Below are 26,258 nucleotides of genomic sequence, written 5' to 3'. Positions count from 1 at the left end.
ACGAACTCGACGTATGGCAGCCCGGCGAACACAACGGCACCTTCCGCGGCAACAACCCCGCCTTCGTCACCGCCACCGCCGCCCTCGACACCTACTGGCGCGACTCCACCCTCCGCGACCGCACCCTGCGGCGGGCCGCCACCGTCGAGGCGGCGCTCGGCGAGCTCGGGCCGGTGGCCGTGCCGCGCGGCCGGGGGCTCGTGTGGGGCCTGGAGTTCGAGGACGGGGAGCGGGCCCGCGCGGTGTGCCGGCGCGCCTTCGAACTGGGCCTGCTCATCGAGACGTCGGGTCCGCGCGACGAGGTCGTCAAGCTGCTGCCGCCGCTGACCGTCAGCGACGACGAGCTCGACGAGGGCCTCGGCATCCTCGCCCGCGCCGTCCGCCACACCGCCTGAGACCCCCGAGAGAAGGACAACTCCCCATGATCGTCCGCACCTTCGCCGAGCTGGAGAACACCGAGCGGCACGTGAGGTCCGCCTCCGGCACCTGGGAGAGCAAGCGCATCGTCCTCGCCCGCGAGCGCGTCGGCTTCTCCCTCCACGAGACCGTCCTGTACGCCGGGACCGAGACCGCCATGTGGTACGCGAACCACGTCGAGGCGGTCGTCTGCACCGCCGGCGAGGCCGAACTGACCGACCACGAGACCGGGACGACGTACACGATCACCCCCGGCACGATGTACCTCCTCGACGGCCACGAGCGGCACAGCCTCCGGGTCAAGGAGGACTTCCGCTGCCTGTGCGTCTTCAACCCGCCGGTGACCGGCCGCGAGGACCACGACGAGAACGGCGTCTACCCGCTGCTGACCGAGCCCGAGGCGGGCGACGCCTGACCCCCCGATCGACCGCCCCTCCCCCGTACGTACGAGAAAGGCCCGCACCGCGATGACCACCGCCCCCGCCCGCCCCGTCGACCCGTACCCCACCCGCGGCACCGAGGAAGCCCTCGTCTACCGCAAGGAACCCGTCGTCTGGTCCGAGGAGGGCACGCCCGGCCCGTTCTGGCCGCGCGAACTCGAGGACTACGAGCGCAACGGCTTCTTCGCCGTCGACGCCCTCGTCACCCCCGAAGAGGTCACCGAACTCCGCGCGGAACTCGACCGCCTGGTCACCGACCCCGAACTCCGCAACGACGAACGGGCCATCGTCGAACCCCGCTCCCAGGAAATCCGCTCCGTCTTCGAAGTCCACCGGATCAGCGAGGTCTTCGCCCGCCTCGCCACCGACCCCCGACTCGTCGACCGCGCCCGACAGATCCTCGGCTCCGACGTCTACATCCACCAATCACGGATCAACGTCAAGCCCGGCTTCGGCGCCAGCGGCTTCTACTGGCACTCCGACTTCGAGACCTGGCACGCCGAAGACGGACTCCCCCTGATGCGCACCGTCTCGGTGTCGATCGCACTGACCCCGAACTTCACCACCAACGGCAGCCTCATGATCATGCCCGGCTCCCACCGCACCTTCCTCGGCTGCGCCGGCGAGACCCCCAAGGACAACTACAAGCGATCCCTGCAGATGCAGGACGCCGGCACCCCCTCACGCAAGGCACTCACCACCTTCGCCGAAGCCTGCGGAATCGAACACTTCACCGGCGACGCCGGATCCGCCGTCTGGTTCGACTGCAACGCCATGCACGGCTCCGGCGACAACATCACCCCCTTCCCCCGCAGCAACGTCTTCCTCGTCTTCAACAGCGTCGAAAACGCACCCGAACTGCCCTTCGCCGCCCCCGTCCGCCGACCCTCCTACATCGCCGCCCGGGACACCACGCCGATCGGCTGACCCTCCTTCCTGCCCCGCCCCCCCCCTGCGAAAGGACGCACATGACCACGCACCTCTCCCGCAGACACCTGCTCGGCGCCCTCGCCGTGCCCGGCCTGCTGGCCGCCTGCTCGCGCACGGAGGCCGGCACGGGCGCGCCCGGCGGGGACGCGGACCTGCTGGAGAAGCTGCGGAAGCAGGGCCACGTCCGGGTCGGCTTCGCCGGCGAGGCACCGTACGGCTTCCAGGACGGCGGCGAACTCGCCGGCGAGGCACCCACCCTCCACCGGGAGATCTTCACCGCCCTCGGCATACCCGAACTCAAGCCCACCCTCACCGAGTTCGGCGCCCTCATCCCCGGACTGCTCGCCGGACGATTCGACGTCGTCAGCGCCGGCATGGCCATCACCCCCGAACGCTGCGCCAAAGTCGCCTTCTCCGAGCCGGAGTTCGTCTCCCCCACCGCGCTCATGGTCCGCAAGGGCAACCCGAAGGGCCTGAGCGACCTCGCCTCCTGCGCGGCGAAGAACGCCCGTGTCGGCGTCCTGACGGCCGCCGTGGAGAGCGGGTACGCGAAGGCGGCGGGCGTCGGGGACGGGGCCCTGGTGTCGCTCGCCAAGCAGCAGGACGGCCTCGACGCCCTGCTCGCAGGCCGGATCGACGCCTTCGCCCTCACCGGCATCTCGCTGCGCTGGCTCGCCCGCACCAACGAGGGCAAGGCCGTGGAGGTCCTGGAGCCGTTCGTACCGGTCGTCGACGGGGTGCGGCAGTACAGCCCCGGCGGGGCGGTCTTCCGGCAGGGCGCGGTCTCGCTGCGGGAGGCGTTCGACCGCGAGCTGGCCCGGATCACCGGCGACCCGGCCCGCTACGTGAAGCTGATCGGGAAGTACGGCTTCACCGAGCGCGAAGTACCGCCGAGCACCCTGCGCACCGCGGAGCTGTGCGCGGGATGACCGAATCCGGCATGGCCGTGTTCCTGTCCGAGCTGGGCCGGGCCCTCCCGGCGATCGGACAGGGACTGCTGGTCACCCTGGAGGCCACGGCGCTCGGCGCGGCCCTCGCGCTGCTCGTCGCCTTCGCCCTGGGCCTCGCCTCCCGCTCCCGCTTCCTCGTCGTGCGCGGCGCCACCCGCGTCACCGTCGAGTTCCTGCGCGGCACTTCGCTGTACGTCCAGCTGTTCTGGCTCTTCTTCGCGCTGCCGATGCTCGGCTTCCGGCTGGAGCCGATGGCCTGCGGGGTGCTCGCCTTCGGCCTCAACTACGGGGCGTACGGGGCGGAGGTGGTGCGCGGCGCGATCGCGGCCGTGCCCGCCGCGCAGACCGAGGCGGCGATCGCCCTGGGCATGGGGCCGGGCCTGCGGCTGCGGCGGATCGTGCTGCCGCAGGCGTACCCGCTGATGGTGCCGCCCTTCAAGAACCTCCTGATCCAGCTCCTGAAGGCGACCCCGCTGCTGTCCCTGGTGACGGTCGCCGACCTGACCTTCACGATCGACCAGCTGCGGTCGGCGACGGGCGGCACGGCCGCCGCGTATCTGCTGCTGCTCCTGCTGTACTTCGCGCTCGCCGCGCTCCTGGGGGCCGGGATGGACGCCCTGGAGCGGCGTGCGAAAGCGCGCCTCGGCGTCACGGGCGGTGGTGCCTGATGGGAGGCATGTGGGACATGGAGGCGGCGCGGGCAGCGCTGCCCGTCGTCCTGTCCGGTTTCGGGGTCACCCTGCTGGCGACCGTGCTCGGCTTCGCCGTCGCGGTCGTCGCCGGGCTCGCCATCGCGCTGCTCCAGCGCTCGGGCGGCCGGTGGCTCGCCCTCGCCGTGGGCGCGCCGGCCGCGTTCGTGCGCTCGACGCCGGTGATGGTGCAGCTCTTCGCGGCCTGGGTGCTGGTGCCTGGCCTGGACCCGCTCACGCTGGGCGTCCTGGTCCTGGGCCTGCATTACGCCACGTACCTGTCCGAGGTGTACCGCGCCGGCATCGACGCCGTACCGAAGGGGCAGTGGGAGGCCTGTACGGCGCTGTCGCTGCCGCGCCGGCGGGTGTGGCGGGCGGTGGTGCTGCCTCAGGCCGTACGGAAGGTGCTTCCGGCGCTCGGCAACTACGCGGTCTCCATGTTCAAGGAGACGCCGTTCCTGTCGGTCATCACGGTGAACGAGATGGTGCACGAGGCGAGCACCTTCGGCAGCACCCACTTCGCCTATCTGGAGAGCTTCACCCTGGCCGCCGCCGTCTTCCTGCTGGCGAGCTGGCCGACGTCCCTGCTCGTGCGCCGACTGGAGGCCCGCCTTGCCCCGTGAGTACGCTCCCGCCGGAGCGGAGAAGGTCCGGTTCGACCGGGTGACGAAGCGATTCGGGGACGTCACGGTCCTCGACGGACTGGACCTGACGGTCGCGCCCGGCGAGCGGGTGACCCTGATCGGCCCGAGCGGCTCGGGGAAGACGACCATCCTGCGGCTGCTGATGACGCTGGAACGGGTCACGGAAGGCGTCGTCCACGTCGACGGCGAACCGTTCTCGCACATGCCGTCCGGCCCCGGTGGCGCGCTCGTCCCGGCGGACGAGCGCTACCTCGCCCCGCGCCGCCGCCGCATCGGCATGGTGTTCCAGCAGTTCAACCTCTTCCCGCACATGAGCGTCCTGGCGAACGTCATGGAGGCGCCCCGGCACGTCCTGGGTCTCGACGGCGACGAGGCCGCCGCCCGCGCCCGGGACCTCCTCGGCCTCGTCGGCCTCGCCGACAAGGAGGACGCCCACCCGACCAGGCTCTCCGGCGGCCAGCAGCAGCGCGTCGCCATCGCCCGCGCGCTCGCGATGCGCCCGGAGCTGCTGTTGCTGGACGAGGTGACCTCGGCCCTCGACCCCGAGCTGGTGGCGGAGGTCCTGGACGTCCTGCGGGACGTCGCCGACAGCACCGACATCACCATGCTCTGCGTCACGCACGAGATGGGCTTCGCCCGCGACATCTCGGACCGCGTCCTGATGTTCGACGGCGGTCACGTCGTCGAGTCGGGCCCGCCGGAGGGCCTGTTCGACGCGCCGGAGCACGAGCGGACGCGGGCCTTCCTGCGGTCGATCATGTGACGCGGCCCCGCCTCCGGGTCTGCGGGCGGTCGACCCGGAGGGCGAAGACCGTGGCCTGGACGGCGATCAGCGCCGTGACGCCCGCCGTGACGAGGACCGTCGTCCAGCCGTCCCAGATCTTCCCGACGACGATGCCCAGGAGGAACGGGACGCCCAGGATGCCGCCGAGCTTCGCGAAGCCGAAGCCGACCTTCGCCTGCACGGGCCGGCCGCTCGCGATACCGCGGGCGCGCCGCTCACCGCCGTACGCGCCGGTGAAGGCGACCGCGGCCAGCCAGGCGCAGGCGGCGGCGAGCCCGACGAGGGGCCCCACCTCGCTGTCCGGCCGCGCGTCGACGTCCTCGCTGCGGCCGGCATGGTGGGCGGAGACGCGCAGGTCCCGCCAGAGGGTGACCGTCACCTCGTCCCCGGGCCCGAGGACCTCCGACAGCTCGCCCCTCGTGCTCAGCTCCAGCGGCCGGTCCAGCGGGGCCGCCACCGGGGGACGCAGGCTCACCCGCAGGAACCGGGCCTTCCCGGAGGTCACCTTCTCGACGGACTCCACCGTGCCCCGTACCGTGCGCAGACAGTCCGCGTCGGCGGCCGTCGCCCGCTCCCCGGCCGCGCAGGGCACGGCGTCGAGGTAGGCCCGTTCGGCGTCGATCCGTTCGGGAAGCATCGCGCCGAGGCCCACCGCGCCGCCCAGGGCCAGTAGCCCGAGCAGTACGCAGAGCAGTCCCCACCCACGATGGCCCCGGGCGATCCTGCGCCGGTTCGTCTCCGGGAATCCCGTGTTCTCCGTGGTGTTCGTCGCCATCCGTGTCGCCCTCCCTAGCGACGCCCGGGCCCGCCTCCCGCGGTCCCGGACCGACCATATTGAGCCACGGAACGGCGATCACCTGGCATGTACGGCTCCAGCAGCCTGGCGCCCCCGTGGGTACCGGCCTCCGGCAACGTGGCGCCGTTCGGCACGGCCCGTCAGCGGCCCAGCGCCGCCATCGCCGCGTTGTGGCCGGGGATGCCGCTCACTCCGCCGCCGCGTACCGCGCCCGCGCCGCACAGCAGCACGTTCGGGTGGGCGGTCTCCACGCCCCAGCGTCCCGTCGTGCCGTCCGCGTACGGGAAGGACAGGTCGCGGTGGAAGATGTGGCCGCCCGGGAGGCGGAGGTCGCGCTCCAGGTCCCTCGGGGTCTTGGCCTCGATGCAGGGCCTCCCGTCCTCGTCGACGGCGAGGCAGTCGGCGATCGGCTCGTCCAGGTGGGCGTCGAGTTCGGCGAGGGTGGCCTTGAGGAGGGCGTCGCGGGTGGCGTCGTGGGCGGTGTCGGTGGCTGCGTCGGCGGGGAAGAGCCGGGCGGGGGTGTGGAGGCCGAAGAGGGTCAGGGTCTGGTAGCCCCGGTCGGCGAGCGCGGGGCCGAGGACCGACGGGTCGGTCAGGGAGTGGCAGTAGATCTCGGAGGGCGGCGCCTCGGGCAGCCGGCCGGCCGCGGCCTGGGCGTAGGCGGCCTCCAGCTGGCCGTAGCCCTCGGCGATGTGGAAGGTCCCGGCGAAGGCCTGGAGCGGGTCGACCGTGCGGTCGCGCAGCCGCGGCAGGCGGCGCAGCAGCATGTTGACCTTGAGCTGGGCGCCTTCCGCCGGGGCGGGCGGCGCCTCGCCGAGGAGGCCGGCGAGGGCCTGCGGCGAGGCGTTCACGAGCACCTGGCGGGCGGCGACCGTCCCCTCGCCGTCCCGGGTGCGGAAGGCGACCTCCGCCGTCTCGCCGTCCGTGTCGATCCGGATCGCCTCATGGCCGGTGACGAGCTCCGCGCCCGCGCTGCGGGCCGCGTCGACGAGCGCGTCGGTCAGGGCGCCCATGCCGCCGACGGGGACGTCCCAGTCGCCGGTGCCGCCGCCGATGACGTGGTAGAGGAAGCAGCGGTTCTGCGCCAGCGACGGATCGTGGGCGCCGGCGAAGGTGCCGATGAGGGCGTCGGTCAGGACGACCCCGCGGACCAGGTCGTCGGCGAAGTGCTCCTCGATCGCGGCGCCGATCGGCTCCTCGAACAGCATCCGCCAGGTGGCGTCGTCGTCGACCGCCGCCCGTAGTTCGGCCCGGGTCGGCAGCGGTCCGGTCAGCGTGGGGAAGATCCGCCCGGCCGCCCGTCGGATCCGGCCGTAGAACGCCTCCCACGCCTCGTACTCGCGCTCCGAACCCGTCAGGGCCGAGAAGGAGTCGCGGGTACGGTCCCCGCCGACCAGCAGCCCGGTGGGCCGCCCGCCGCGCACCACCGGCGTGTACGAGGAGACCGTCCGCTTCCGTACGGCGAAGCGCAGCCCGAGCTCGCGGACGATGGTGTCGGGCAGCAGGGACACCAGGTAGGAGTAGCGGGAGAGGCGGGCGTCGACCCCGGCGAACGGGCGGGTGGAGATCGCCGCGCCGCCCGTGCGCCCGAGCCGCTCCAGGACGAGGACGGAGCGGCCCGCGCGGGCGAGATAGGCGGCGGCGACGAGGCCGTTGTGGCCACCGCCGACGACCACGGCGTCGTACACGTCCCGGGAGAACTCCTGAGCTGCGCGCATGCCCCTTCGTAGCACGGGCCCGCGGCGGCGACCAGAGGCCGTGCCCGCAGGTTCGCGCGGGACGGTCCGGGTCCGCGGTCCGGCACGGGTGCGGGTGCGGAGTGGGTGCTCGGCGCTCAGAATGGCGCCGAACGGAAGAAAGGGAAAAACGTGACTTCCCAACCGCCGCCGCCGTCCGGCCCTCCGTCGGCCCCTCCCTCCGGTCCGCCCACGGGCCCGCCCTCGGGGCCGCTCTCCGGCGCGGCCACCCGCCCCGGCGTCGCCGGTCCCCCGGCCCCGCCCGCACCGCCCGGCGACGGCTCCGGTGGCGGCGGGGGCGGTGGCGGTGGCGGCGGGGGTGCAGGCGGTGGGGGCGGGGGTGGCGCCGAGCCGGGTGGTGGGAAGGGCGGCGGGGGTACGCCGTGGTGGCGGTCCGTGCCGAAGGTCGCCTCGCTGACGGCCGTCGTCGTCGCGGCCGCCGCGCTGACCGTGCTGCTCGTCGGCCGGTCGGACGACAAGGGCGACACGGCCGGCTCCGGCGGCGGGGAGGTCTTCCTGCAGAACACCTCCGCCTCCGGCCCCGACCCGTTCACCGCCTCGACCGCCCGCACGGACAGTTCGTCCGGCGCGGCCTCGCTGCCCCCGCGTACCGGCACGGCGGAGAGCGCCACCCCGCAGGTCTCGGGCTCCACGGCCGGCCTGTACGGCGGTACGCAGAAGGTGGCGAGCTGCAACGTGGAGCAGCAGGTGCGCTATCTGGCCGCGGAGCCCGACAAGAACACGGCCTTCGCCTCGGTGCTCGGGCTCCAGGCGAACGAGGTCCCCGGCTACCTGCGTTCCCTGACGCCGCTCCAGCTCCGGGTGGACACCCGGGTGACGAACCACGGCTACAAGGACGGCGCCGCCACCACGTACCAGGCGGTCCTCCAGGCGGGGACCGCGGTCCTCGTCGACAGCCGGGGCGTGCCGAGGGTGCGCTGCGCCTGCGGGAACCCGCTGACCGAGCCGGTGGCCCAGCAGCGGCCGAAGACGACCGGCACGCCGTGGCAGGGGTACAACTCCTCGCAGGTCGTGGTCGTGGCGCCGTCGGTGACGGTGGTGAACGTGTTCGTGGTGTACGACCCCGAGCGGGACTCCTGGTTCGCGCGGAAGCACGGCGACACCGGGCGGCACGACAAGCCGACCCCGCCGCCGCCCAAGCCCACGCCGACGACCACCTCCCCGTCTCCGTCGACGTCGTCCACGTCGCCGACCTCGCCGACGCCGTGCGTGACGGTGACCGGCGACGAGACGCCGACGCCGCAGGACGGCGTGACGCCGTCGCCGTGCCCGTCGACGCTCTCGCCGACGCAGACGACGCCCACCCCGTCGACGCCCGCCCCTTCGACCGACACCACGTCGCCGTCGTCCGAGACGCCGTCGGATTCCCCCTCGGACTCGCCGTCCGACAGTCCCGACACCTCTCCGAACGGCGGTACGACGGACGACACGGCGACCTCGACCACCACGACCACCACGACCACGGGTGGCACCGCCACGACGACGGACGGGACCGACGGGCCGTCGTCGTCCTCGGCCTCCACTGCCTCGTCGGCCTCCTCGGCCTCCTCGGCCTCGCCGCCGGAGGGCCGGTTCGGCAGGCTGCCGGAATGGGTGGCCTGAGCGGTGGATCCAAAATTCTGGATCCACCATTTGGATCCGATAGCCGAGATCCAAGATCCAGCACCCAATATCCAGATGCCGGCCCGACGGGTATCCGTGTACGGTCCAACGAGTGGAACCGTTGACTGAGAAAGAGATCCGTTCGTCGTTCGTGAACGCGACGAAGGGTGACGCCGCGCGGCTGAAGCTGCCGCTGGACTTCGCCGAGACGCCCTGGGAGCACCTGGACTTCCTGGGGTGGGTGGACCCGGGCGCGCCGCTCCGGGCGCACCTGGTGGTGCGCCGTGAGGACGGGCCGCTCGGGGTGTCCCTGCGAGTGCCGGCGGCGGGCCGGACGAGCGCGGTGAAGACGAGCATGTGCCAGATCTGTCTGACCGGGCACGCCTCCTCGGGCGTGACGCTGCTGGCGGCCCCGCTGGCCGGGGCGCGCGGCCGGGAGGGGAACACGGTCGGCATCTACGTCTGCGCCGACCTGGCGTGCTCCCTCTACCTGCGCGGCAAGCGCGCCCCCAAGCTGCGCGGGGTGCGCCACGAGGAGACCCTCACGGTGCCGGAGCGGGTGGCGCGTGCCATGGAGAACCTGGACGGGTTCCTCGCGCGCGTGACCGCGGGCTGAGCCCAGGGGCGGCCCGGCCGGGCCGCCCCTGCCGAACCCTCACTGGGTTCAGCGGAAGGCCTGCTCGCCGGTGAGCGCCTTGCCGATGACGAGGGAGTGGACCTCGCTGGTGCCCTCGTAGGTGAGGACGGACTCCAGGTTGTTGGCGTGGCGCAGCACCGGGTATTCGAGGGTGATGCCGTTGGCGCCGAGGATGGTCCGGCACTCGCGGGCGATGGCGATGGCCTCGCGCACGTTGTTCAGCTTGCCCACGCTGATCTGCTCGGGCGTCAGCTCGCCGGCGTCCTTGAGCCGGCCGAGGTGGAGGGCGAGCAGCATGCCCTTGCCGAGCTCGACGGCCATGTCCGCGAGCTTCTGCTGGGTGAGCTGGTAGGAGGCGAGGGAGCGGGCGAAGACGGTCCGGTCCTGCGCGTAGGAGATCGCGGTCTCCAGGCAGTCTCGGGCGGCGCCGAGGGCGCCGAACACGATGCCGAAGCGGGCCTCGTTGAGGCAGCCGAGCGGGCCGGAGAGGCCGCGGGCCTCGGGCAGCATCGCGTCGGCGGGGAGCCGGACGTCCTCCAGGACGAGCTCGGCGGTGACGCTGGCCCGCAGCGACAGCTTCATCTTGATCTCGGGGGCGCTGAAGCCGGGGGTGCCGGCGGGGACGAGGAAGCCTCGGACGCCTTCCTCGGTGCGGGCCCAGACGACGGCGACGTCCGCGACGGAGCCGTTGGTGATCCACATCTTGGTGCCGTTGAGGATCCAGTCGGAACCGTCCCGCTTGGCGTTGGTCCGCATGGCGCCCGGGTCGGAGCCGGCGTCGGGCTCGGTGAGCCCGAAGCAGCCGATGTACTCACCCGCCGCCATCTTCGGCAGCCACCGCTGCTTCTGCTCCTCGGATCCGAACTTCCAGATCGCGTACATCGCGAGCGAGCCCTGAACGGAGACGAGCGAGCGCAGCCCGGAGTCGACGGCCTCCAGCTCCATACAGGCGAGGCCGTACGCGACGGAGTTCGTCCCCGCGCAGCCGTAACCCTCCAGGTGCATCCCCAGCACACCCAACCCGCCGAGCGTACGCGCCAGTTCACGTGCCGGGATCTCGCCCTTCTCGAACCAGCCGGCGATGTGCGGGCGCAGCTCGCGGTCGGCGGCGGCGCGGACGGTGGCACGGATCTCGCGCTCCTCCGCGCTCAGCAGGCCGTCGACGGCGAGGAGGGCGAGGGGGTGGGTGGCGGTGGACGGCGAGGACTTCACGGGCGGCCTCCTGGCGGCTGTGACGAGGGTCGTGCTCGGCGTGGCGAGCCGAAGCGTAGCGGCAGATTGGATTTTGGATCCAGTATTGAAAATCCGATCTCCGGGTCCTACGGTCCCGATTGGATCCAATCTCCAATGTCCTGGATCCAGGATCCGAAAGCTTGGATCCAGGATCCGAGAGCTTGGATCCGATGTCGCCACGGAGGGAGCGCGGAATGCACAGGGACCATCCCGCCGGGGGCGAGCCCGGGGCCGACGCCCCGGCCGGTGCTCTGTCGGGCGTCGTCGTCGCCGACTTCGGGCGGGTGCTCGCGGGGCCGTACATGACGATGCTCCTCGCGGACCTGGGTGCCGATGTGATCAAGATCGAGCGGCCGGGGAGCGGGGACGACACGCGGGCGTGGGGTCCACCGTTCGCGGACGGGCAGGCGACGTACTTCCTGGGGGTGAACCGCAACAAGCGGTCGGTCGCCCTCGACCTGGCGGACCCGGAGGGCCGGGCGGCGGCGCGGGCGATCGTCGACCGGGCCGACGTGCTGGTGGAGAACTTCCGGCCGGGCACGATGGAGAAGCTGGGCCTGGGGTTCGAGGAGGTACGCCGGACCAATCCGGGTCTCGTGTACTGCTCGGTGACCGGGTTCGGGGCGGACGGCGGTGCCGCGCTGCCCGGGTACGACCTGCTCGTGCAGGCGATGGGCGGTCTGATGAGCGTCACCGGGGAGCCGGGCGGACAGGGGACGAAGGCGGGGGTCGCGCTCGTCGACGTCATCACCGGGCTGCACGCCGGTTTCGGGGTCCTCGCGGCGCTGCGGCACCGGGAGCGGACCGGGGAGGGCCAGCGGGTGGAGGTGTCGCTGCTCGGTTCGCTGCTCTCCGCCCTCACCAACCAGGCCGCCGCGCACCTCGGCGCCGGTGTCGTGCCGCGGGCGATGGGCAACCGGCACCCGAGCATCACCCCGTACGAGGTCTACGAGGCGCAGGACCGGCCGCTGGTCCTGGCCGTGGGCAACGACCGCCAGTTCCGGGCCCTCTGCGAGCGGCTCGGCCGTCGGGAACTGGCCGTGGACCACCGCTTCGCCACGAACACGGCGCGCGTCGCCCACCGCGAGGAGCTGACGGCGGAACTCTCCGCGACGCTGTCCTCGCGTACGGCGGACGCCTGGTTCGAGGAGCTGACCGCGGCCGGCGTGCCCTGCGGCCCGATCAACGACCTGGCCGGGGCCTTCGCTCTCGCCGACCGGCTGGGGCTCGGCGCCCGCGTCCCCGAGGGGGCCGCCGGTCCCGGGCAGGTGGCGCACCCGGTCCGGTTCGGCGCCACCCCGCCCTCGTACCGCTCCGCTCCCCCTCGGCTCGGCGAGCACACCGACGAGATCGTGGCCGGAATCAGGCCTGTGGACAACTCGAACGCGGGTCTGTGATCCGTAGCAAGATGACGACGGTCACACGAGCAACGGCAGGGAAAGGTCGGATCGATGAGCGGAGCGGTGGAGAGGCGACGGCCCCAGACGGCCCAGCAGTTCGTCCTGGAGGAGCTGCGGGGTGCCATCACCAGCGGTGAGCTCCGCCCCGGCGCGCCGATACGGCAGGACGCCCTCGCCGCCCGACTGCAGGTCAGCCGCGTCCCGCTGCGGGAGGCCCTCAAGGCCCTGGAGGCCGAGGGTCTGGTCGTCCATCACGTCCACCGCGGCTACTTCGTCGCCCAGCTGTCCCTCACGGACCTTGAGGAGATCTACCGGATCCGCGCCCTCCTGGAGACGGAGGCGGTCGACCGGGCGCTGACCCTGCGCCCGGACGGCTTCCACGAAGCCCTAGCCGGCATCCAGCGCGAGGTCGAACGCGCGGCGAAGGCGGGGGACGTGGCGGCGATGGCCGAGGCCAACCGCCGCTTCCACTTCGCCCTCATCGAGGGGTGCGGGATGCCCCGACTGGTCCGCATGATCACCACCCTGTGGGACTCCACGGACGCCTACCGCTCCTTGTACTACACCGACCCCGCGCACCGCGCCCAGGCCGTCCACGAACACCGGGCCGTCCTCGACGGCATCCTCCAGGACGACAAGGCCAACGTCCTCCGGTGGCTCGACGACCACCGCGCCCACGCGGTGGCGGCCCTGCGCGCCGTACTGGCCCCGCGGGAGGACTGAGGCGGCACGGCGGAAATCCGGGTGCCTCCGTCCCGCCCGGCCCCGCCAGCCGGGGCGGTCAGCGAGATCATCGAGATCGGGCTGACCCTCACGCAGGCCGAGGTCGACACCGGCGTCGACTTCGCGACCGCCTGCCGGATCCTGGCCCGCGACCACGCCGCCGCTACCCGCCCGTGGGCGAGCTGGGGCGACTACGACCGCAAGCAGTTCGAGCGGCAGTGCGCGACGGCGGACGCCGCGCACCCCTTCGGGCGGCTGCACACCAACGCCAAGGCCGTCTTCACCGAGGCGCACGGCCTGCGCCGCCGCCCCGGCATGGCCCAGGCGCTCGCCCACGTGGGACTCCCCTGGAGAAGCGTCACCATCGGGGCGAGGACGATGCCTGGAACATGGTCAGGCGGAGGGTTGCTGAAGGAGGGCTTGTCGGGCTGCCCTGAAGGCGGCGAAGCCTCGCGGGGACAAGGGGCCGCTGGGCTTCTGTGGGCGGGAAGCGGGTGCTTGGGCGGGTGGTGGCTGGACGCCTGCGCAGATCGCGCAGATGCCGGAGTCCTGGTCGGCGGGGAGAAGTCCGCCGCAGCCGTTGTCGCAGTCGGCGTAGGTCTTCCAGCGGCGTTTCCGGGCGGGGCGCTTGCGGTCGAGGCGGTCGGCGATCACGGCCGCGGCGGAGTAGAGCTTCTGAGGGAGTCCCTGGGTGAGGGCGTCGGTGATCTCGGCGGTCGTGGCACCGCGTTCGAGCCAGTCGGCGACGGGCGGGGCCAGCCGGGCGATCTGGCGGTCCGACAGGCGGAGTCGGGGGTCGATCGCCTCCAGGCGCCGCAGGATGCGGGCGGGTTCGGGGGTGGCGGCGAAGGCGGGGGTGGGCTCGGGCTGCGCGGTCGGCCGCGCCGGATCCGTCGGCTCCGTCGGCTCCTTCGGCTCCGTCGGCCTGATCCCCGGGTCCTTCCTCGGTGCCATGCTCGCCTCCCTCCCTGGCTCGTCTTCCGGCTGCTCAGCGAGCTCCCGCGCGGGAGGGGAGGGAGGGGTCTTTCCCCCGTCCTTTCCCAGGTCCTTCTCCCCGAATGGGGACGTTCCCGGGTCCCCGGTGGCCACGGGGCCGGTGACCGGACGGGTGGGAACCGGCTCCATGTCCCGGAGCGTGGGGAGTTCGTACACGTCGACCGTGGAGAAGATCTGCTGTGTCTCCGGGTCGCGCAGCGTCTCGGTCACCCAGTAGCCGAGCCTGCGCAGCTCCGCGACGGCGGCCGCGACCGAACTCCGGCCCTGCGGGTAGTCGTCGGAGAGGGTGCGCACGTTCTCCTGGATCCCGCTGGGGAGGGAGATGACGAGCGCGAGGATGCCTCGGGCGGTGTGCGACATGCGCCGGTCCTGGATGGCCTTGTTCGCCATCATGAAGAACTCGCGGTCATGGATCGGGATACGATGGATCTGCATCGGGAGTGGTCGCTCCTGGTGTCGTGCCCCCGGATGTTCGCGCATCGCGGGGGTTTTCGTCTCATGGCATGGCGAGGTCATCGGTGTTCGCGCACCGGTGACTCGTCGTAAGTCCAGTCTGACACGCAGTCACCGCCGGATCGGTCGAAACGACGTCACTCTTTCGGGTCTCCGGAGGGGCGAGCACCGCCCAGACCGTCTTGCCGCTGGGCGGGTACGGGACCACTCCCCAGCAGCCTTCGGTGAGAGCCGCCACCAGAGGCAGGCCCCTGCCGCCCTCCCCCTCCCCCGTCACCACGGGCAGGCGGTCGCCGCGCGCGTCGGTCACCTCGATGCGGAGGGTGCCGGCGGCCGTGTCCAGCGCGAGTCCGAGGCGGAAGTCCCGGCCCGGTACCGCTCCGTGGAGCACGGCGTTCGCGGCGAGCTCCGCCACCACCTGCTCGGCACGCTCCGTGATGTCCTGCGGGGCACCCCAGAAGTGAAGCTCCGTCAGCGTCAGGAGCCGGGCCAGGCGGGCGCCGCGCCGAGTCGGCGAGATCTGCTGACTGAACATGCGTACGGGTGGCAGCAGTTGAGGTGTCGTCTGGTTCATGAGGCCACAGTGGCGGGCGCGCGGGGCGACGCGCGAGAGCCGCACCCCGTACGCGTCGTCAGCGTACGGGCACCCAGGGTGGACAGTACGAGCTCCGCGCCGTCACGCTGAGTAGGCCGACCGCGGCAGCAGCCGCGGGTGCACGTGGAGGTGGGCGCCGTATGAGCACCGTCGAGATCGAGGGCGAAGAGCCGGAGCAGACGTCCGACGGGGAGCGCGAGCCCGACCCGTCGGACAGTCTGCGGACGTTCGGCGCGGTCGTCCAGGCCCTGCGCGAGCACTACGGACTCAGCCGGGCCGAGTTCGCGAAGATGGTCCAGTTCTCCACACACACGGTGGAGTCCGTGGAGTTGGGGCGGCGGATGCCGGACGAGACGTTCGTCGACCGGGGCGACACGGCCCTCGGGAACACCGGTGCGCTGCGGAGGGCCGCGCCGTTCCTCTCCCGCGCCGAGGCGGGGTTGGCGGTGTGGTTCCGGCGGTGGGCCCGTCTGGAGAAGGTCGCGGTCAGCCTGTGCACGTACGAGTGCCGGCTCGTACCGGGCCTGTTGCAGTCGGAGACGTACGCCAGGGCCGTGTTCGAGGGCACAATCCCGTTGCTGACGGACCGAAAGCTGGAGACCCAGCTCGTCGCCCGACAGAAGAGGCAGCGGATGCTGACGGAACGGCCGACGGTTCCGTTCAGCTTCATCGTGGAGGAGCACGTCTTCCGGCGCCGGTTCGGCAGCGCGGATGACATGCGGGAGCTCCTGGACCACGTCCTGGAAGCCAGCGCTTCCCGTAACGTGACGCTGCAAGTCGTACCGCTGGACGCGGGACTGCACGCCTGCCTGGACGGGGCGGTACGACTCCTCGAAGTCCCGGACGGAAGGCGGTTCGGCTACTCCGAGGGGCAGCAGAACGGGCGCCTCATCACGGACCCGAAAGAGGTGAGACTGCTCTACCAGCGCTATGACACACTGCGCTCGCAGGCCCTCAACCCCAAGGAATCCCGGGGCCTGCTGGAGCGACTGCGAGGAGAGCTATGACCGTCACGAAGGAACTCGCCTGGTTCAAGTCCAGCTACAGCGGCAGCCAGGGCGACGACTGCGTCGAGGTCGCCGTCGCCGGGCAGGCCGTTCACGTCCGGGACTCCAAGGACGTCCGCCGCCCAGCCCTCGCGGTCGGCCGCGAGGGCTGGGGACGGTTCGTATCCTTCGCCTCGGAGAAGTAGCGGACCCACCCGACCACGCGCCGTATGCTTGCAGGCTCTCAACCCCAGGAATTCCGGGGCCTGCTGGAGCGACTGCGAGGAGAGCTATGACCGCCACCAAGGAACTCGCCTGGTTCAAGTCCAGCTACAGCGGCACCCAGGGCGACAGCTGCGTCGAGGTCGCCGTCGCCGGGCAGGCCGTTCACGTCCGGGACTCCAAGGACGTCCGCCTTCCCTCCCTCGCGGTCGGCCGCGAGGGGTGGGGACAGTTCGTGTCCTTCGCGGCGAACGGCTGAGCGGTGCGCCGCCCGGCGGCGGGCGAGACGTCCGCCGCCGGGCCCGGCTCAGGTCCTGGTGTTCCGGAGGTGCGGGCCGAGATAGCCGACGTACACCAGTCCGGTGCGAGGCGTGTCGTCGTAGAAGTGCAGCCGGGGGGCGACCGTGTTGCCCAGGCCGATCTTCAGGTGGGCCTGCATGAAGACGACCTCGTTCTTGTCCACCTCTTTCGGTACCGGCAGCATCCGCTGCTTGCTCATCTTGTCGTCCTGGGCGACCCGGTCCGACTCCCGCATCGCCACCTTCGCCGCCGGGAACGGATGGGTCCGGGAGTCCTCCCCCTTGCACCAGCTGAGGAAGTCACCGCTGGCCTCCCCCTTGGCCGATGCCCCGGCGAAGTGGTCGAGCGCGAGGAGGCCGTCCCACGCCACCTGGAGCCAGCTGTCCACGGACTGGCTGTCGAGGTCGCGCGTGGTCTTCTCCTTTCCGGTGAAGCGCAGACGCGGAAGCTCACCGAACCGGTCGAGGAGATCGGAGAAGGTCTCGGGGTAGTCGATGTCCGGCGCGGCGGAGGCCGCGTACGCGAGCTCGTACTGTCCCGCCTCCGCCAGCCGCTCCTGGAGGAAGCGCACCTGCCGCTGGGCTGCCTGGAACTGGTCGTACAGCTCCTCGTTCTCCCCACGGAGCTGGTCCGCGGTGAGATCTGCGGTGTCGAGGTCCGTGTTGAGGTCGCTGATCCTCTTCGCCTGGGCGATCTCGGTCTCGCCGGCCTCGTTCAGCATCTCCCGGAGCGTCGCGTTGTCGCTCGTCAACCGCTCGACCTCCGAGCCGGACGTCTGGGGGCGCGGCCGGGTGCGCAGGATGGGCAGCGAGGCGAGGGCCTCCGGGAGCGGGTGGCGCTGGGCCTGGCGCTGCGGCAGCGCGGCGAGGGTCTTCCCGGCCCTGTGCATGTCGGCCTCGATCGTCCTCCTGGACATCACGGGGTGCCGCTGGGCGTCCGGCTTCCACGCGGGGTCGACGCCCGGGAGGTACGTACGGATTCCGCCGCCGAACACCGGGTGGAATCCGAGCACGTCGTTGAACGCCGGCTGGGCCTCGGGGGACAGGACGTACAGCGTGGCGAGGCCGGGGAGGTGCTGGAACGCCTTCTCGACCGTGGCCTCCGCCCAGTCGTCCGCGTCCGTGCCGTAGGGGACGCTGGCCACGACGATCGGCAGCCTGCGCTCGGTGTCGCACAGCTCCTCGATGACCTCCGGTACGTCCTCCGGCTCGATGAAGGTCGGTTTCGCCTTCACCTCGGCCAGGCCGTCCCTGGCGTCGAGCGCGTCCAGGAGCAGACGCGCGATGCCAGGGGTGTTCGCGGCCTTCGGGGGCCGTCCGGGAAGGGAAGGCCGGTTCTCGACGTCGACCTGGATCCAGGTGCGACGCTGGTCGTCCTGGAGGTCCGCGCGGACGACGAGCGTCGACTGCCAGATCCCCATCTGCGGCGAGACGGTCTCGCGCATCCGCCAGCGGGTGTACGCGCCGCGCTGACCGGACGACGAGTCCTGGTCGAGGGTCACGTTCGCGGCGATCTCGTTGCGCCCCTCGTCGAGCGCCGACGTGTCATAGCGTTTGCCTTCGAGCCAGGCGTAGAGCTGTTCCTCGACGTGGGCGGACGTCGTGACGAAGTCCTGTCCCGTCGACACGACCATGCGGTAGCCGCGAGGTTCCATGAACGGTCCTTTCGAGGCGTCAGCCGGACGTGGCGCCGGCTGCGAGCCGCACGGTGGTCAGGTCGCCCTCGGTCATGCCCTGGGAGCCGGAGAACGTCCACTCGGCCGGGCTCGCGTCGGCGGGGATCTTGTAGACGAAGACGGCGTCCCGCTTGAACCCGGGCTGCAGTTCCTCGCCGCAGGCTTCCGCCTTCTGATTGGCCTTGACCAGGAACAACTCCTTGATGGCGTCGAACTTCCGCCCCTCGGCGTCGACGAGACCCTGCGAGATCCCGCCGCCGCACACGGGGTCGAAGGAGTCGGTGCCGTCGTTCTGGACGGTCGTCTCCAGGATCGCGAACTTCGCTCCCGTACCGGCCTTGAGGATCTTGTCCGAGTCGAAGTCGTAGAGCGTCACCGTCGCGGCCTCACCGACCTTCTTGACGACGACCGTCGCGCCGCCGCTCTTCGCCTTCTCCCCCACGGCGAAGTCCTTGGTGGCCGGTGTCGGGCTGGGGACCGTCTCCGGCTCCAGCGGGGGATCGGCCGGGTACGTGCGGGTGTCCTGCCATATCGACGGGCTGACCACGGGCGCGGCGCCGTCCTCGACGTCGCCGCTGCCGCCTCCGACCAAGGCGGCGGTGATGCCGGAGGACACGCCGGCGACGAGGACGGTCCAGACGGCGACCAGGACGGCGGTGCGGCGGGAGGGGCCGGGTCTGGCGGGTACGGGGACGGGCGGGGTGGGAAGGGTGGGTTCGTCGGTGGGTCTGGGCGGGATCATGACAGAAGGCTCCTCGGATGCGGGCCCGTCCGGAAGGGGGCGGGACTGGTTGGGGGGCATCATCGCGATCGGGTGCGCGGCAGGATCTGTTTTCCGCCGAAGTCCGCTCGACGCGGCCGGGGGCCGACGTGGATACCCTGACGCCCGGACCCGAGGAGGAAGCATGGCGCGGATGCCGTCGGCGGAGCGACGCCGGCAGCTGGTCGAGGCGGCGATCAGGGCGATGAGCAGGGACGGGGTGGCCAGGACCACCACCCGGTCCATCTCCGCCGAGGCCGGGGTCTCGCTGAGCGTCTTCCACTACTGCTTCGACTCCAAGCAGGCGCTCCTGGAGGCGGCCATCGAGACGATCATCGGCGACTACGTGGCGCGGGTGATGCGGGCGGTCGAGCCCCGGGCGACGCTGCGCGAGACGGTACGGGCGGCGCTGCGCACGTACTGGGAGGACGTCACCGCGCATCCGGAGCACCACCTGCTGACGTACGACCTCACGCAGTACGCGCTGCGCGAGCCGGGGTTCGAGCACCTGGCGCGGGCCCAGTACGAGCAGTACGTACGGTCCGCGACGGCGCTGGTGGAGCAGGTGGGGGCGGTACGCGGGTCCGAGCCGAAGGTCCCGGTGCCGACGCTGGCCCGGCACCTCGCGGCGGCGGTGGACGGGATGACGCTCCAGTACCTGGTACTCGGGGACGAGCAAGCCGCCGAGGAGCAGCTGGAGTTGACTGCCGATCAGCTGGTTCTGCTGATCGAGGGGTGAGCCCGGGGAGTCCCCGCGGAGCTGCCTCAAGGCCGCTCCCGGGAAAACCCGAACTCACCAGTAGGTCGTTTGTCCTGGACTCTTGACTCGGTCCTTCAACACCGCGATCCTCGGGGCGCCCGGTACACCCCCACCGACCGGAGGCTTCCCGACCATGTCCCCACGTACGACCTGGATGTCCCCACGTACGACCCGGACGCGCCGCCTCGGCCTCGTGTCCCTCTTCCTCGCGCTCGCGGCCGTGCTCTTCGGTGCCGCGCCGGTCCCCGCCGCCGGTCCGTCGTGGTGGGAGCCGGCGGCGCGGCCGGCGCCCGATTCGCAGATCAACGCCACGGGCGCGCCGTTCACCGGCACCGACGCCCAGGGGCGGGTGCGCGGCTTCGTCGACGCGCACAACCACGTGATGTCCAACGAGGGCTTCGGCGGCCGGCTGATCTGCGGCAAGCCCTTCTCCACCGCCGGGGCGGCCGACGCCCTGAAGGACTGTCCCGAGCACTATCCGGACGGCTCGGGCGCCCTCTTCGAGAACCTGACGGGCGGGGCGAACGGCAAGCACGACCCGGACGGCTGGCCGACCTTCGCCGACTGGCCGGCGCACAACTCGCTGACGCACCAGCAGAACTACTACGCCTGGCTGGAGCGGGCGTGGCGGGGCGGTCAGCGCGTGCTCGTCAACGACCTGGTCTCCAACGGGCTGTTGTGCTCGATCATGCCCCGGGACCGCGGCTGCGACGAGATGGAGGCCATCCGCCTGGAGGCCCGCAAGACCTATGAGATGCAGGACTACGTCGACTCGATGTTCGGCGGCCCGGGCAAGGGCTGGTTCCGCATCGTCACCAGCGCCGACCAGGCCCGCTCGGTGATCGAGCAGGGCAAGCTCGCCGTCGTCCTCGGCGTGGAGACCTCGGAGCCGTTCGGCTGCAAGCAGATCCTCGACGTCGCCCAGTGCGACAAGGCCGACATCGACCGCGGCCTGGACGAGCTCTACCAGCTCGGCGTGCGCAGCATGTTCCTGTGCCACAAGTTCGACAACGCGCTCTGCGGCGTCCGCTTCGACAGCGGGACGACCGGTGTGGCGGTCAACATCGGCCAGTTCCTTTCCACCGGCACCTTCTGGTCGACCGAGAAGTGCGCCGGACCGCAGCAGGACAACCCGATCGGGCTCGTCGCGCCCGCCGCGATGGCGGAGAAGCTGCCCGCCGGGGTGAGCGTGCCCGGTTACGCCTCCGACGCCCGCTGCAACACCCGCGGACTGACCCGGCTCGGCGAGTACGCGCTGCGGGGCATGATGGACCGGGGCATGATGCTGGAGCTCGACCACATGAGCGTGAAGGCGGCCGGCCGGGCCCTCGACATGCTGGAGGCCGAGGAGTACCCGGGCGTCCTGTCCACGCACAGCTGGATGGACCTCGACTGGACCGAACGGCTCTACAAGCTGGGCGGGTTCACGGCGCCGTACATGCACGCCGCGCAGGGCTTCATCGGCGAGGCGAACGGGAAGGCCGAGCTGCGCGAGAAGTACGGCGTCGGCCTCGGCTACGGCACCGACATGAACGGCGTCGGCGGCTGGCCGGGACCGGTCGGCACGGACGCGCCGAACGCGGTCACGTACCCGTACCGCAGCTTCGACGGCGGCACGGTCCTCGACCGTCAGGTGACCGGCGAGCGGACCTGGGACCTCAACACGGACGGGGCCGCGCACGCCGGTCTCGTCCCGGACTGGATCGAGCAGATCCGGCTCACCCCGGGCGGTCCTGACGTCATCGACGACCTGGCGCTCGGCGCCGAGTCCTACCTGCGGACCTGGCGGGCGACGGAGCGGCACGAGCCGGGGGTCAACCTCGCGGCCGGCGTGCCGACTTCGGCGAGCAGCACCGAGTGGAACCCGTTCGTCAGCTACGCCTCCGGGCGCGCCTTCGACGGCGACACCGGTACGCGCTGGGCCAGCGACTGGTCGGACGACCAGTGGCTCCGGGTGGACCTCGGCGAGGTCCGGCGGGTCGGGCGGGTGACGCTGGACTGGGAGCGGGCGTACGCCCGGCAGTACCGGATCGAGGTCTCCGAGGACGGGGAGAACTGGCGGTCGGTGTGGTCGACGGCCGCCGGGGACGGGGGGTTCGACACGGCCGAGTTCGCGTCGACGCCGGCGCGGTACGTGCGGGTGCACGGGGAGCGGCGGGCCACGCAGTGGGGGTACTCGCTGTATGAGGTCGCGGTTACGCGCTCCTGAGCGGGGCCCGGGCCCGCACCTGCCGTACGGAGCCGTACGGCAGGTGCGGGTTCAGACGCGGAAAACCCTGGCCCGGCAAGGGACGCCGTCGGCAGGGGGTCAGCCCTCGGTCGGGCCCGTCCAGTCTGCCGGTACGTGGGCGAGGCGGACTCGTTGGGGGTGGTCGCCCACCTCCACCGAAGCCACGCGCTCGCCGGTGGTGAAGTCGATGGCGCTGACGCGGTCGGCGCCGCTCTCGGAGACGACGCAGGCCTTGCCGTCGCCGCTCACGGTGGCCCAGTAGGGCTTGCTGGTGGGGACGAGCGGGCCCTGGGCGAGGGTGGCGCGGTCGACGACGGTCGCGTAGTCGTCCATGGTGCCGGCGACGCAGAGCTTGCTGCCGTCGGGGCTGATCGAAAGGCCGTGGTGGCGCGAGTCGTTGACCCAGGTGGTGCGGTCGGGGTCGGTGTCGGGGTTGCCCGGCAGGGCCTTGAGGCGGGTGACGCGGTCGCTCTCGACGTCGTACTCCAGGAAGCCGTTGAGGAAGGAGACCTGGAAGTAGAGCTTCTTCTCGTCCGGGGTGAAGACGAGGGGGCGGACGGCGTCGGAGAGGTCGTCGCGGCCGAAGGCGTCGAGGCGGGAGCGCATGTCGATCACGCGGACCGTCTCGAAGGTCGTCGCGTCCACCACGGTGATCCTCCGGTCGCCCTTGGTCCAGTCGAGCCAGGGCGCGTCGAGGGCGGTGGTGACCTCGCCGATCGACATGTTCCAGAGGCGGCCGTCGGCGGTGAAGACGTTCTCGTGGGGCTTGTCGCCGGTCTTGAAGCTGCCGAGCTGACGGCCGGTGGCGATGTCGAGGACGTGCACGGTGTTCGCCGTGGAGGCGGAGACGGCGACGCGGGTGCCGTCCGGCGAGACCGCCATGTGGTCGGAGCGGTAACCAGCCACGGGGAAGCGCCAGTTGACGCGTCCGGTGCGGAGGTCGATGGAGACGACGTCCGCGAAGCTGGGGCGGGAGACGACCATGGAGCCGCCGTCGGGGGTGGCGTACATGTCGTCGACGAACTGGTCGTGGCCCTCGCCCGGTCCGCTGCGGACGCCGAGGAAGAAGGCGAGCTTGACGGGGTTGAGGTAGATCTCGCGGAGGCGCTCCTCCTTGTCGGGGACGACGTTCACCCGGCCGATGCGGTGGAAGTCGCCGCGGGAGGCGATGACATCGGCGGTGCCGTCCCAGTTGTTGCCGACGAACATGACCTCGCGCAGGGCCGCGTCGGCGGCCTTCGCGGGGGCGGTGTCCGCGAGGGCGGCGGGGGCGGCGACGGCGGGGGCGAGGAGGGTGAGGGAGGCGGTGAGGGAGGCGGCGAGGGCGACCGCGATACGGCGGGTCCGGGTCGTACGAGCCGAGGGCATGGGGCAGCCTTCTTCCGTGTGGGGACAGCGACTTACCGGAGGTAACCCGCAGGTAACCACGGACCCGCGCCGCCCACAAGACGTCTCCCGCACCCCTGTTCCCCCCTCCTTCGGCCACCCCGGCCGTACCGCCTCCCGAGCCGATGCGGGATCATGGAACCATCACCCGCAGAAGGGACGGAACGGACGATGAGGAACCGCAGTGTCGCGGACCTGATGACGCCGACGGCGGTCGCGGTCCAGCGCGGGACACCGTTCAAGGAGATCGCGCGGCTCCTCGACGAGTACGGCATCACGGCCGTCCCGGTCGTCGACGACGAGAACCGGCCCGTGGGCGTGGTCTCGGAGGCGGACCTGCTGCGCCGGCACACCGCCAAGGACGGCCCCAGCACCGCCGAGGCGATGATGTCGAGCCCCGTGCGCACCGCACGCCCGTCCTGGACGGCCGTCGAGGCGGCCCGGCTCATGGAGCGGCACCGCGTCAAGCGGCTGCCGGTCGTGGACGCGGACGGACGGCTCATCGGCGTCCTCAGCCGCAGCGACCTGCTCCAGCTCTTCCTGCGCCGTGACCGGTCGATCCAGGAGGAGATCCGCGAGGACGTCGTGGTCCGCATCCTCGGCCTCTCCCCCGCCGCCGTCCACATCGACGTCGACGAGGGCCGGGTCACGCTCAGCGGCACCCTGGGGCGGAAGGACCTCGGACCGATGCTCGTACGGCTCTGCGAGTCGGTGGACGGGGTGGTCGAGGTCGTCGACCACCTGGTGGTCGAGACGCCCGAAGCGTAACCACGGAAGGGCGGAAGGGCGGAAGGGCGGAAGGCCAGCGCCGAGGGGGAGGCTGTACGGGACGGACCGCGGCCCGGCGGGAGCAGTGCGGCTCGCACGCCGGGCCGTGGCCCGCCTGGCGGCGGGCTCCTCAGGGCGCCACGCTCTTCAGGAGACCGCCTCCGGCCAGCCGTATCCGGGACCCGTGCGCGACGGTACGGTCCCGGCGCCCACCGCCTCCATCTCGCGGTTGGCCTCGCGCATCAGCTTGCCCGCCAGGTCCTTCATGGCCCGGCTCGCGGCCAGCTCGTCGCCGATCACGGGCACGTCGGTGTCCGTCGGGTTGCAACGGGCCGATCCGTGCCCCGTGAAGGTCGCCGTCCCCGTGTCGAGCCGGGCCTCGGCCTCGGTGCGGCCCGCCTCCTCGCTCAGCTCCAGGCCGACCCTCCATTCCAGGTTCCGCGTCATGGTCTGCCTCCTCGCACGCCGGTCGGCACCGCCGGGGCCGCCCTGCGGCGCCCGGGGCGCTGCTCCCCCCGCTCCTTCCAGGATCCGCCCGCCGGGGCCGGGGCGCACGGGGAGCGACGGAGCGCGGAGGCGCGTGTTCCGCACGGGTGGCGCGGGAACCACCCCCCGCACGGAGCACGGACACGTCACGGCGAAGGGGTACCGCTATGGCCGGCCGGTCGGGCGCCCGGAAACGGCTGGAGGTGCTCCAGGTCGTCGTGGCCGGACTCGGGGTCCCCGCGAGCCTGGGCATCGGCGTGATCCTGCACGCGAGCGGGCTGCACCCCGGCATCGGCCTCGCCGCCACCGCCGTCGTCCTCATGGCCACGGCCGCCGCCCTCGCGAAGATCGACGCCCTGCTGTCCCGCTATCCCGCACCGCCGTCCCAGCGCGGCCGCCGTACGGACCGGGACCGGGACGAGGGCGGTGGCGGTGACGGTGGCTTCCTCTGATCTCCGAGTGCCCGCCGCGTATCCCCGGTCCCTCAACACCCCTGCCCGGCAGCCGCTTCGTATCGTGATCACGGGTCGTGACCGGCGCACGTGGCGCACCGCGGGGAAACGGCCCGATCCTCGGACCCGACGTCGACCGCCCGGGCGACCGGGTCCCGCTCGGGCCCGGACCCGCTCACCGCCGCGCCCGTCGGCACGCTCACCGACGGGGCCTGCGGCGGCCGGACCCTCACCTGGTGGCTGCGCCGACACCCGCTCGTCCAGGGACTGGGCTTCCGGCCGGGGTCACCTCCGCCTCCGGCGGTTTGCTGCCCTTCCGCGACGGCGTCACCCAGCCCACCGGCACGGCGTCGCCACGATCGCCGGGCCGGGCGGCTCGGTCCGCTCGGGCGAGGTCGAGGGCCCTGTCGGGAGCTGGGCGTCACCCTCGCCCGGACGGGGGCGCCTCGCGCACGACCGAGGCCCGCCGCCCGCGGCTCAGGCCGGCGGCTCCTGCCGCTCCCCGTCGGGAAGGGCGTGCGCGAGCAGGAACTCGGTCGCCCCGGCGATCGCCTCCGCGTAGGTGCCGTGCACCGGCTGGGACTCCTCCTCCGCCTGGTCCGCGGCGGTGGCGGCGTACCACCAGGCGTCGGCGTCGGGGTCGTGGTGGACGACGGCGGTGCCGCCCGCGTAGTGGAGCGGGATGGACTCGGCGGAGGACTTCCTGACCACGGCGTGCGGCCACTTGACACGGGCGGACTGGCGCTTGATCCCGCCCCAAGCGGCGCCGAGCTGGGCGTAGTTGGCCCCGCTGCGGCCCGCCACGGTGGCGGCGGACTCCGCGAGCCGGTCGACGGACCGCTTGGCCTCGTACAGGGACCGCAGGACGGCCAGCTGCACGTCGGGCGCGGCCATGAGGACCGGATCGTGCGCCTTGCCCTCGGCGCGGTAGGCGAGGAGGCGGGTCGAGATCCGCTCGGCCAGGGCACGGACCGCCTCGTGGACCCGCTCGTCCATGGTGAAGGCGTCGTCCTGGGTGGGCTCGCTCCAAGGAGGCTCGACCAGGTTCGCGAAGGCGGCCCAGAAGTCGTCGTCGGTCTTGTCGGGGGTCGGGATGCCCGCCCCTGTCGCATCGCTCATACGACAACTCTAACTGTCGCAATGTCATTACGACAGTTATTTATGTCGATGCGTCGTTGCTCGTGTCG

General features: G+C 72.1%; 28 protein-coding genes and 1 pseudogene. 19 read left to right on the top strand and 10 right to left on the bottom strand.

What is annotated here, in order from left to right; genetic code table 11:
• The 7 genes from HHL19_RS29710 to ehuA all read left to right on the top strand — a co-directional run.
• Nucleotides 1-395 (top strand): aminotransferase class III-fold pyridoxal phosphate-dependent enzyme (locus tag HHL19_RS29710; RefSeq protein ID WP_169093449.1); only part of this gene is annotated, 395 nt, incomplete at its 5' end.
• Between the two features lie 26 nt (nucleotides 396-421).
• The gene (locus HHL19_RS29705) at nucleotides 422-832 is read left to right on the top strand and encodes an ectoine synthase (protein ID WP_169093448.1); all 411 of its coding nucleotides are present in this window, start codon (nucleotides 422-424) and stop codon (nucleotides 830-832) included.
• 52 nt (nucleotides 833-884) lie between these two features.
• Nucleotides 885-1,784 (top strand): ectoine hydroxylase, encoded by a 900-nt coding sequence (thpD, locus tag HHL19_RS29700; RefSeq protein WP_169093447.1) that lies wholly within the window; start codon nucleotides 885-887, stop codon nucleotides 1,782-1,784.
• Between the two features lie 41 nt (nucleotides 1,785-1,825).
• On the top strand, nucleotides 1,826-2,716 hold the full coding sequence (ehuB, locus tag HHL19_RS29695) for an ectoine/hydroxyectoine ABC transporter substrate-binding protein EhuB (RefSeq protein ID WP_169093446.1): 891 nt from the start codon (nucleotides 1,826-1,828) through the stop codon (nucleotides 2,714-2,716).
• A gap of 11 nt (nucleotides 2,717-2,727) precedes the next feature.
• A complete protein-coding gene (gene ehuC / locus HHL19_RS29690) occupies nucleotides 2,728-3,405 on the top strand; it encodes an ectoine/hydroxyectoine ABC transporter permease subunit EhuC (RefSeq protein WP_169093472.1) in 678 nt (225 codons plus the stop codon).
• Entirely contained in the window at nucleotides 3,405-4,049 is a 645-nt protein-coding gene (gene ehuD, locus HHL19_RS29685) for an ectoine/hydroxyectoine ABC transporter permease subunit EhuD (RefSeq protein WP_169093445.1), read from the top strand. The genes ehuC and ehuD overlap by 1 nt, the downstream gene beginning before the upstream one ends.
• Entirely contained in the window at nucleotides 4,039-4,833 is a 795-nt protein-coding gene (gene ehuA / locus HHL19_RS29680; protein WP_169093444.1) for an ectoine/hydroxyectoine ABC transporter ATP-binding protein EhuA, read from the top strand. The genes ehuD and ehuA overlap by 11 nt, the downstream gene beginning before the upstream one ends.
• On the opposite strand, the gene HHL19_RS29675 is transcribed toward ehuA, so the two are convergent.
• Both HHL19_RS29675 and HHL19_RS29670 read right to left on the bottom strand, forming a co-directional pair.
• The gene (locus HHL19_RS29675; RefSeq protein ID WP_169093443.1) at nucleotides 4,826-5,629 is read right to left on the bottom strand and encodes a hypothetical protein; all 804 of its coding nucleotides are present in this window, start codon (nucleotides 5,627-5,629) and stop codon (nucleotides 4,826-4,828) included. The genes ehuA and HHL19_RS29675 overlap by 8 nt on opposite strands.
• A gap of 161 nt (nucleotides 5,630-5,790) precedes the next feature.
• A complete protein-coding gene (locus HHL19_RS29670) occupies nucleotides 5,791-7,368 on the bottom strand; it encodes an NAD(P)/FAD-dependent oxidoreductase (protein WP_169093442.1) in 1,578 nt (525 codons plus the stop codon).
• Between the two features lie 414 nt (nucleotides 7,369-7,782).
• Between HHL19_RS29670 and HHL19_RS29660 the strand changes: the two genes are divergently transcribed.
• Together HHL19_RS29660 and HHL19_RS29655 are read left to right on the top strand one after the other, a co-directional pair.
• A complete protein-coding gene (locus HHL19_RS29660; protein ID WP_169093441.1) occupies nucleotides 7,783-9,009 on the top strand; it encodes a DUF6777 domain-containing protein in 1,227 nt (408 codons plus the stop codon).
• A 112-nt stretch (nucleotides 9,010-9,121) separates the two neighbouring features.
• Nucleotides 9,122-9,625 (top strand): FBP domain-containing protein, encoded by a 504-nt coding sequence (locus tag HHL19_RS29655; protein WP_169093440.1) that lies wholly within the window; start codon nucleotides 9,122-9,124, stop codon nucleotides 9,623-9,625.
• Between the two features lie 48 nt (nucleotides 9,626-9,673).
• Here HHL19_RS29655 and HHL19_RS29650 read toward each other — a convergent pair whose 3' ends face one another.
• Entirely contained in the window at nucleotides 9,674-10,858 is a 1,185-nt protein-coding gene (locus HHL19_RS29650; protein ID WP_169093439.1) for an acyl-CoA dehydrogenase family protein, read from the bottom strand.
• Between the two features lie 215 nt (nucleotides 10,859-11,073).
• On the opposite strand from HHL19_RS29650, the gene HHL19_RS29645 reads away from it, so the two are divergent.
• From HHL19_RS29645 to HHL19_RS37830, 3 genes and pseudogenes are all read left to right on the top strand, one after another.
• Nucleotides 11,074-12,276 (top strand): CoA transferase, encoded by a 1,203-nt coding sequence (locus HHL19_RS29645; RefSeq protein WP_169093438.1) that lies wholly within the window; start codon nucleotides 11,074-11,076, stop codon nucleotides 12,274-12,276.
• A 54-nt stretch (nucleotides 12,277-12,330) separates the two neighbouring features.
• Entirely contained in the window at nucleotides 12,331-13,002 is a 672-nt protein-coding gene (locus HHL19_RS29640; protein WP_169093437.1) for a GntR family transcriptional regulator, read from the top strand.
• A 15-nt stretch (nucleotides 13,003-13,017) separates the two neighbouring features.
• Nucleotides 13,018-13,439 (top strand): annotated as a pseudogene (locus HHL19_RS37830) (hypothetical protein).
• On the opposite strand, the gene HHL19_RS29635 reads toward HHL19_RS37830, so the two are convergent.
• Together HHL19_RS29635 and HHL19_RS29630 are read right to left on the bottom strand one after the other, a co-directional pair.
• Entirely contained in the window at nucleotides 13,396-14,433 is a 1,038-nt protein-coding gene (locus HHL19_RS29635; protein WP_169093436.1) for a hypothetical protein, read from the bottom strand. The pseudogene HHL19_RS37830 and the gene HHL19_RS29635 overlap by 44 nt on opposite strands.
• Nucleotides 14,434-14,494: 61 nt before the next feature.
• Entirely contained in the window at nucleotides 14,495-15,025 is a 531-nt protein-coding gene (locus HHL19_RS29630; RefSeq protein WP_240981942.1) for an ATP-binding protein, read from the bottom strand.
• A 161-nt stretch (nucleotides 15,026-15,186) separates the two neighbouring features.
• On the opposite strand from HHL19_RS29630, the gene HHL19_RS29625 reads away from it, so the two are divergent.
• The 3 genes from HHL19_RS29625 to HHL19_RS29615 all read left to right on the top strand — a co-directional run bounded on the left by HHL19_RS29625 (nucleotide 15,187) and on the right by HHL19_RS29615 (nucleotide 16,513).
• Entirely contained in the window at nucleotides 15,187-16,053 is an 867-nt protein-coding gene (locus HHL19_RS29625) for a helix-turn-helix transcriptional regulator (protein WP_169093435.1), read from the top strand.
• Nucleotides 16,050-16,238 (top strand): DUF397 domain-containing protein, encoded by a 189-nt coding sequence (locus tag HHL19_RS29620; RefSeq protein ID WP_169093434.1) that lies wholly within the window; start codon nucleotides 16,050-16,052, stop codon nucleotides 16,236-16,238. The genes HHL19_RS29625 and HHL19_RS29620 overlap by 4 nt, the downstream gene beginning before the upstream one ends.
• A gap of 86 nt (nucleotides 16,239-16,324) precedes the next feature.
• A complete protein-coding gene (locus HHL19_RS29615; protein WP_169093433.1) occupies nucleotides 16,325-16,513 on the top strand; it encodes a DUF397 domain-containing protein in 189 nt (62 codons plus the stop codon).
• A 48-nt stretch (nucleotides 16,514-16,561) separates the two neighbouring features.
• On the opposite strand, the gene HHL19_RS29610 is transcribed toward HHL19_RS29615, so the two are convergent.
• Nucleotides 16,562-18,208, bottom strand: coding sequence for a hypothetical protein (locus HHL19_RS29610; protein WP_240981941.1), 1,647 nt, complete (start codon nucleotides 18,206-18,208; stop codon nucleotides 16,562-16,564).
• Between the two features lie 19 nt (nucleotides 18,209-18,227).
• Nucleotides 18,228-18,971 carry a DUF4352 domain-containing protein gene (locus HHL19_RS29605; RefSeq protein ID WP_169093432.1) on the bottom strand — a complete coding sequence of 248 codons (744 nt, stop codon included), beginning with the start codon at nucleotides 18,969-18,971 and terminating at the stop codon, nucleotides 18,228-18,230.
• Nucleotides 18,972-19,134: 163 nt separating this feature from the next.
• Here HHL19_RS29605 and HHL19_RS29600 point away from each other — a divergent pair, with 163 nt between their 5' ends.
• Both HHL19_RS29600 and HHL19_RS29595 read left to right on the top strand, forming a co-directional pair.
• The gene (locus HHL19_RS29600; protein WP_169093431.1) at nucleotides 19,135-19,728 is read left to right on the top strand and encodes a TetR/AcrR family transcriptional regulator; all 594 of its coding nucleotides are present in this window, start codon (nucleotides 19,135-19,137) and stop codon (nucleotides 19,726-19,728) included.
• Nucleotides 19,729-19,882: 154 nt separating this feature from the next.
• Complete coding sequence (locus HHL19_RS29595) at nucleotides 19,883-21,958, top strand: discoidin domain-containing protein (RefSeq protein WP_240981940.1); 2,076 nt, start codon at nucleotides 19,883-19,885, stop codon at nucleotides 21,956-21,958.
• Nucleotides 21,959-22,057: 99 nt separating this feature from the next.
• On the opposite strand, the gene HHL19_RS29590 is transcribed toward HHL19_RS29595, so the two are convergent.
• Complete coding sequence (locus HHL19_RS29590) at nucleotides 22,058-23,347, bottom strand: YncE family protein (RefSeq protein WP_169093430.1); 1,290 nt, start codon at nucleotides 23,345-23,347, stop codon at nucleotides 22,058-22,060.
• A 189-nt stretch (nucleotides 23,348-23,536) separates the two neighbouring features.
• Here HHL19_RS29590 and HHL19_RS29585 point away from each other — a divergent pair, with 189 nt between their 5' ends.
• Entirely contained in the window at nucleotides 23,537-24,133 is a 597-nt protein-coding gene (locus tag HHL19_RS29585) for a CBS domain-containing protein (protein ID WP_169093429.1), read from the top strand.
• A 147-nt stretch (nucleotides 24,134-24,280) separates the two neighbouring features.
• Here HHL19_RS29585 and HHL19_RS29580 read toward each other — a convergent pair whose 3' ends face one another.
• Nucleotides 24,281-24,580, bottom strand: coding sequence for a DUF1876 domain-containing protein (locus tag HHL19_RS29580; RefSeq protein ID WP_169093428.1), 300 nt, complete (start codon nucleotides 24,578-24,580; stop codon nucleotides 24,281-24,283).
• Between the two features lie 206 nt (nucleotides 24,581-24,786).
• Between HHL19_RS29580 and HHL19_RS29575 the strand changes: the two genes are divergently transcribed.
• The gene (locus HHL19_RS29575) at nucleotides 24,787-25,071 is read left to right on the top strand and encodes a hypothetical protein (RefSeq protein WP_169093427.1); all 285 of its coding nucleotides are present in this window, start codon (nucleotides 24,787-24,789) and stop codon (nucleotides 25,069-25,071) included.
• 477 nt (nucleotides 25,072-25,548) lie between these two features.
• Here the strand turns inward: HHL19_RS29575 and HHL19_RS29570 are convergent, their stop codons facing one another.
• A complete protein-coding gene (locus tag HHL19_RS29570; protein ID WP_169093426.1) occupies nucleotides 25,549-26,190 on the bottom strand; it encodes a hypothetical protein in 642 nt (213 codons plus the stop codon).
• Between the last annotated feature and the right edge of the window lie 68 nt (nucleotides 26,191-26,258).

The sequence above is a fragment of the Streptomyces sp. R302 genome, from assembly GCF_012927245.1.
Classification (GTDB): domain Bacteria; phylum Actinomycetota; class Actinomycetes; order Streptomycetales; family Streptomycetaceae; genus Streptomyces.
The sequence above is the reverse complement of the archived record's forward strand: the minus strand, read 5'-3'. Positions and strand labels throughout refer to the sequence as shown.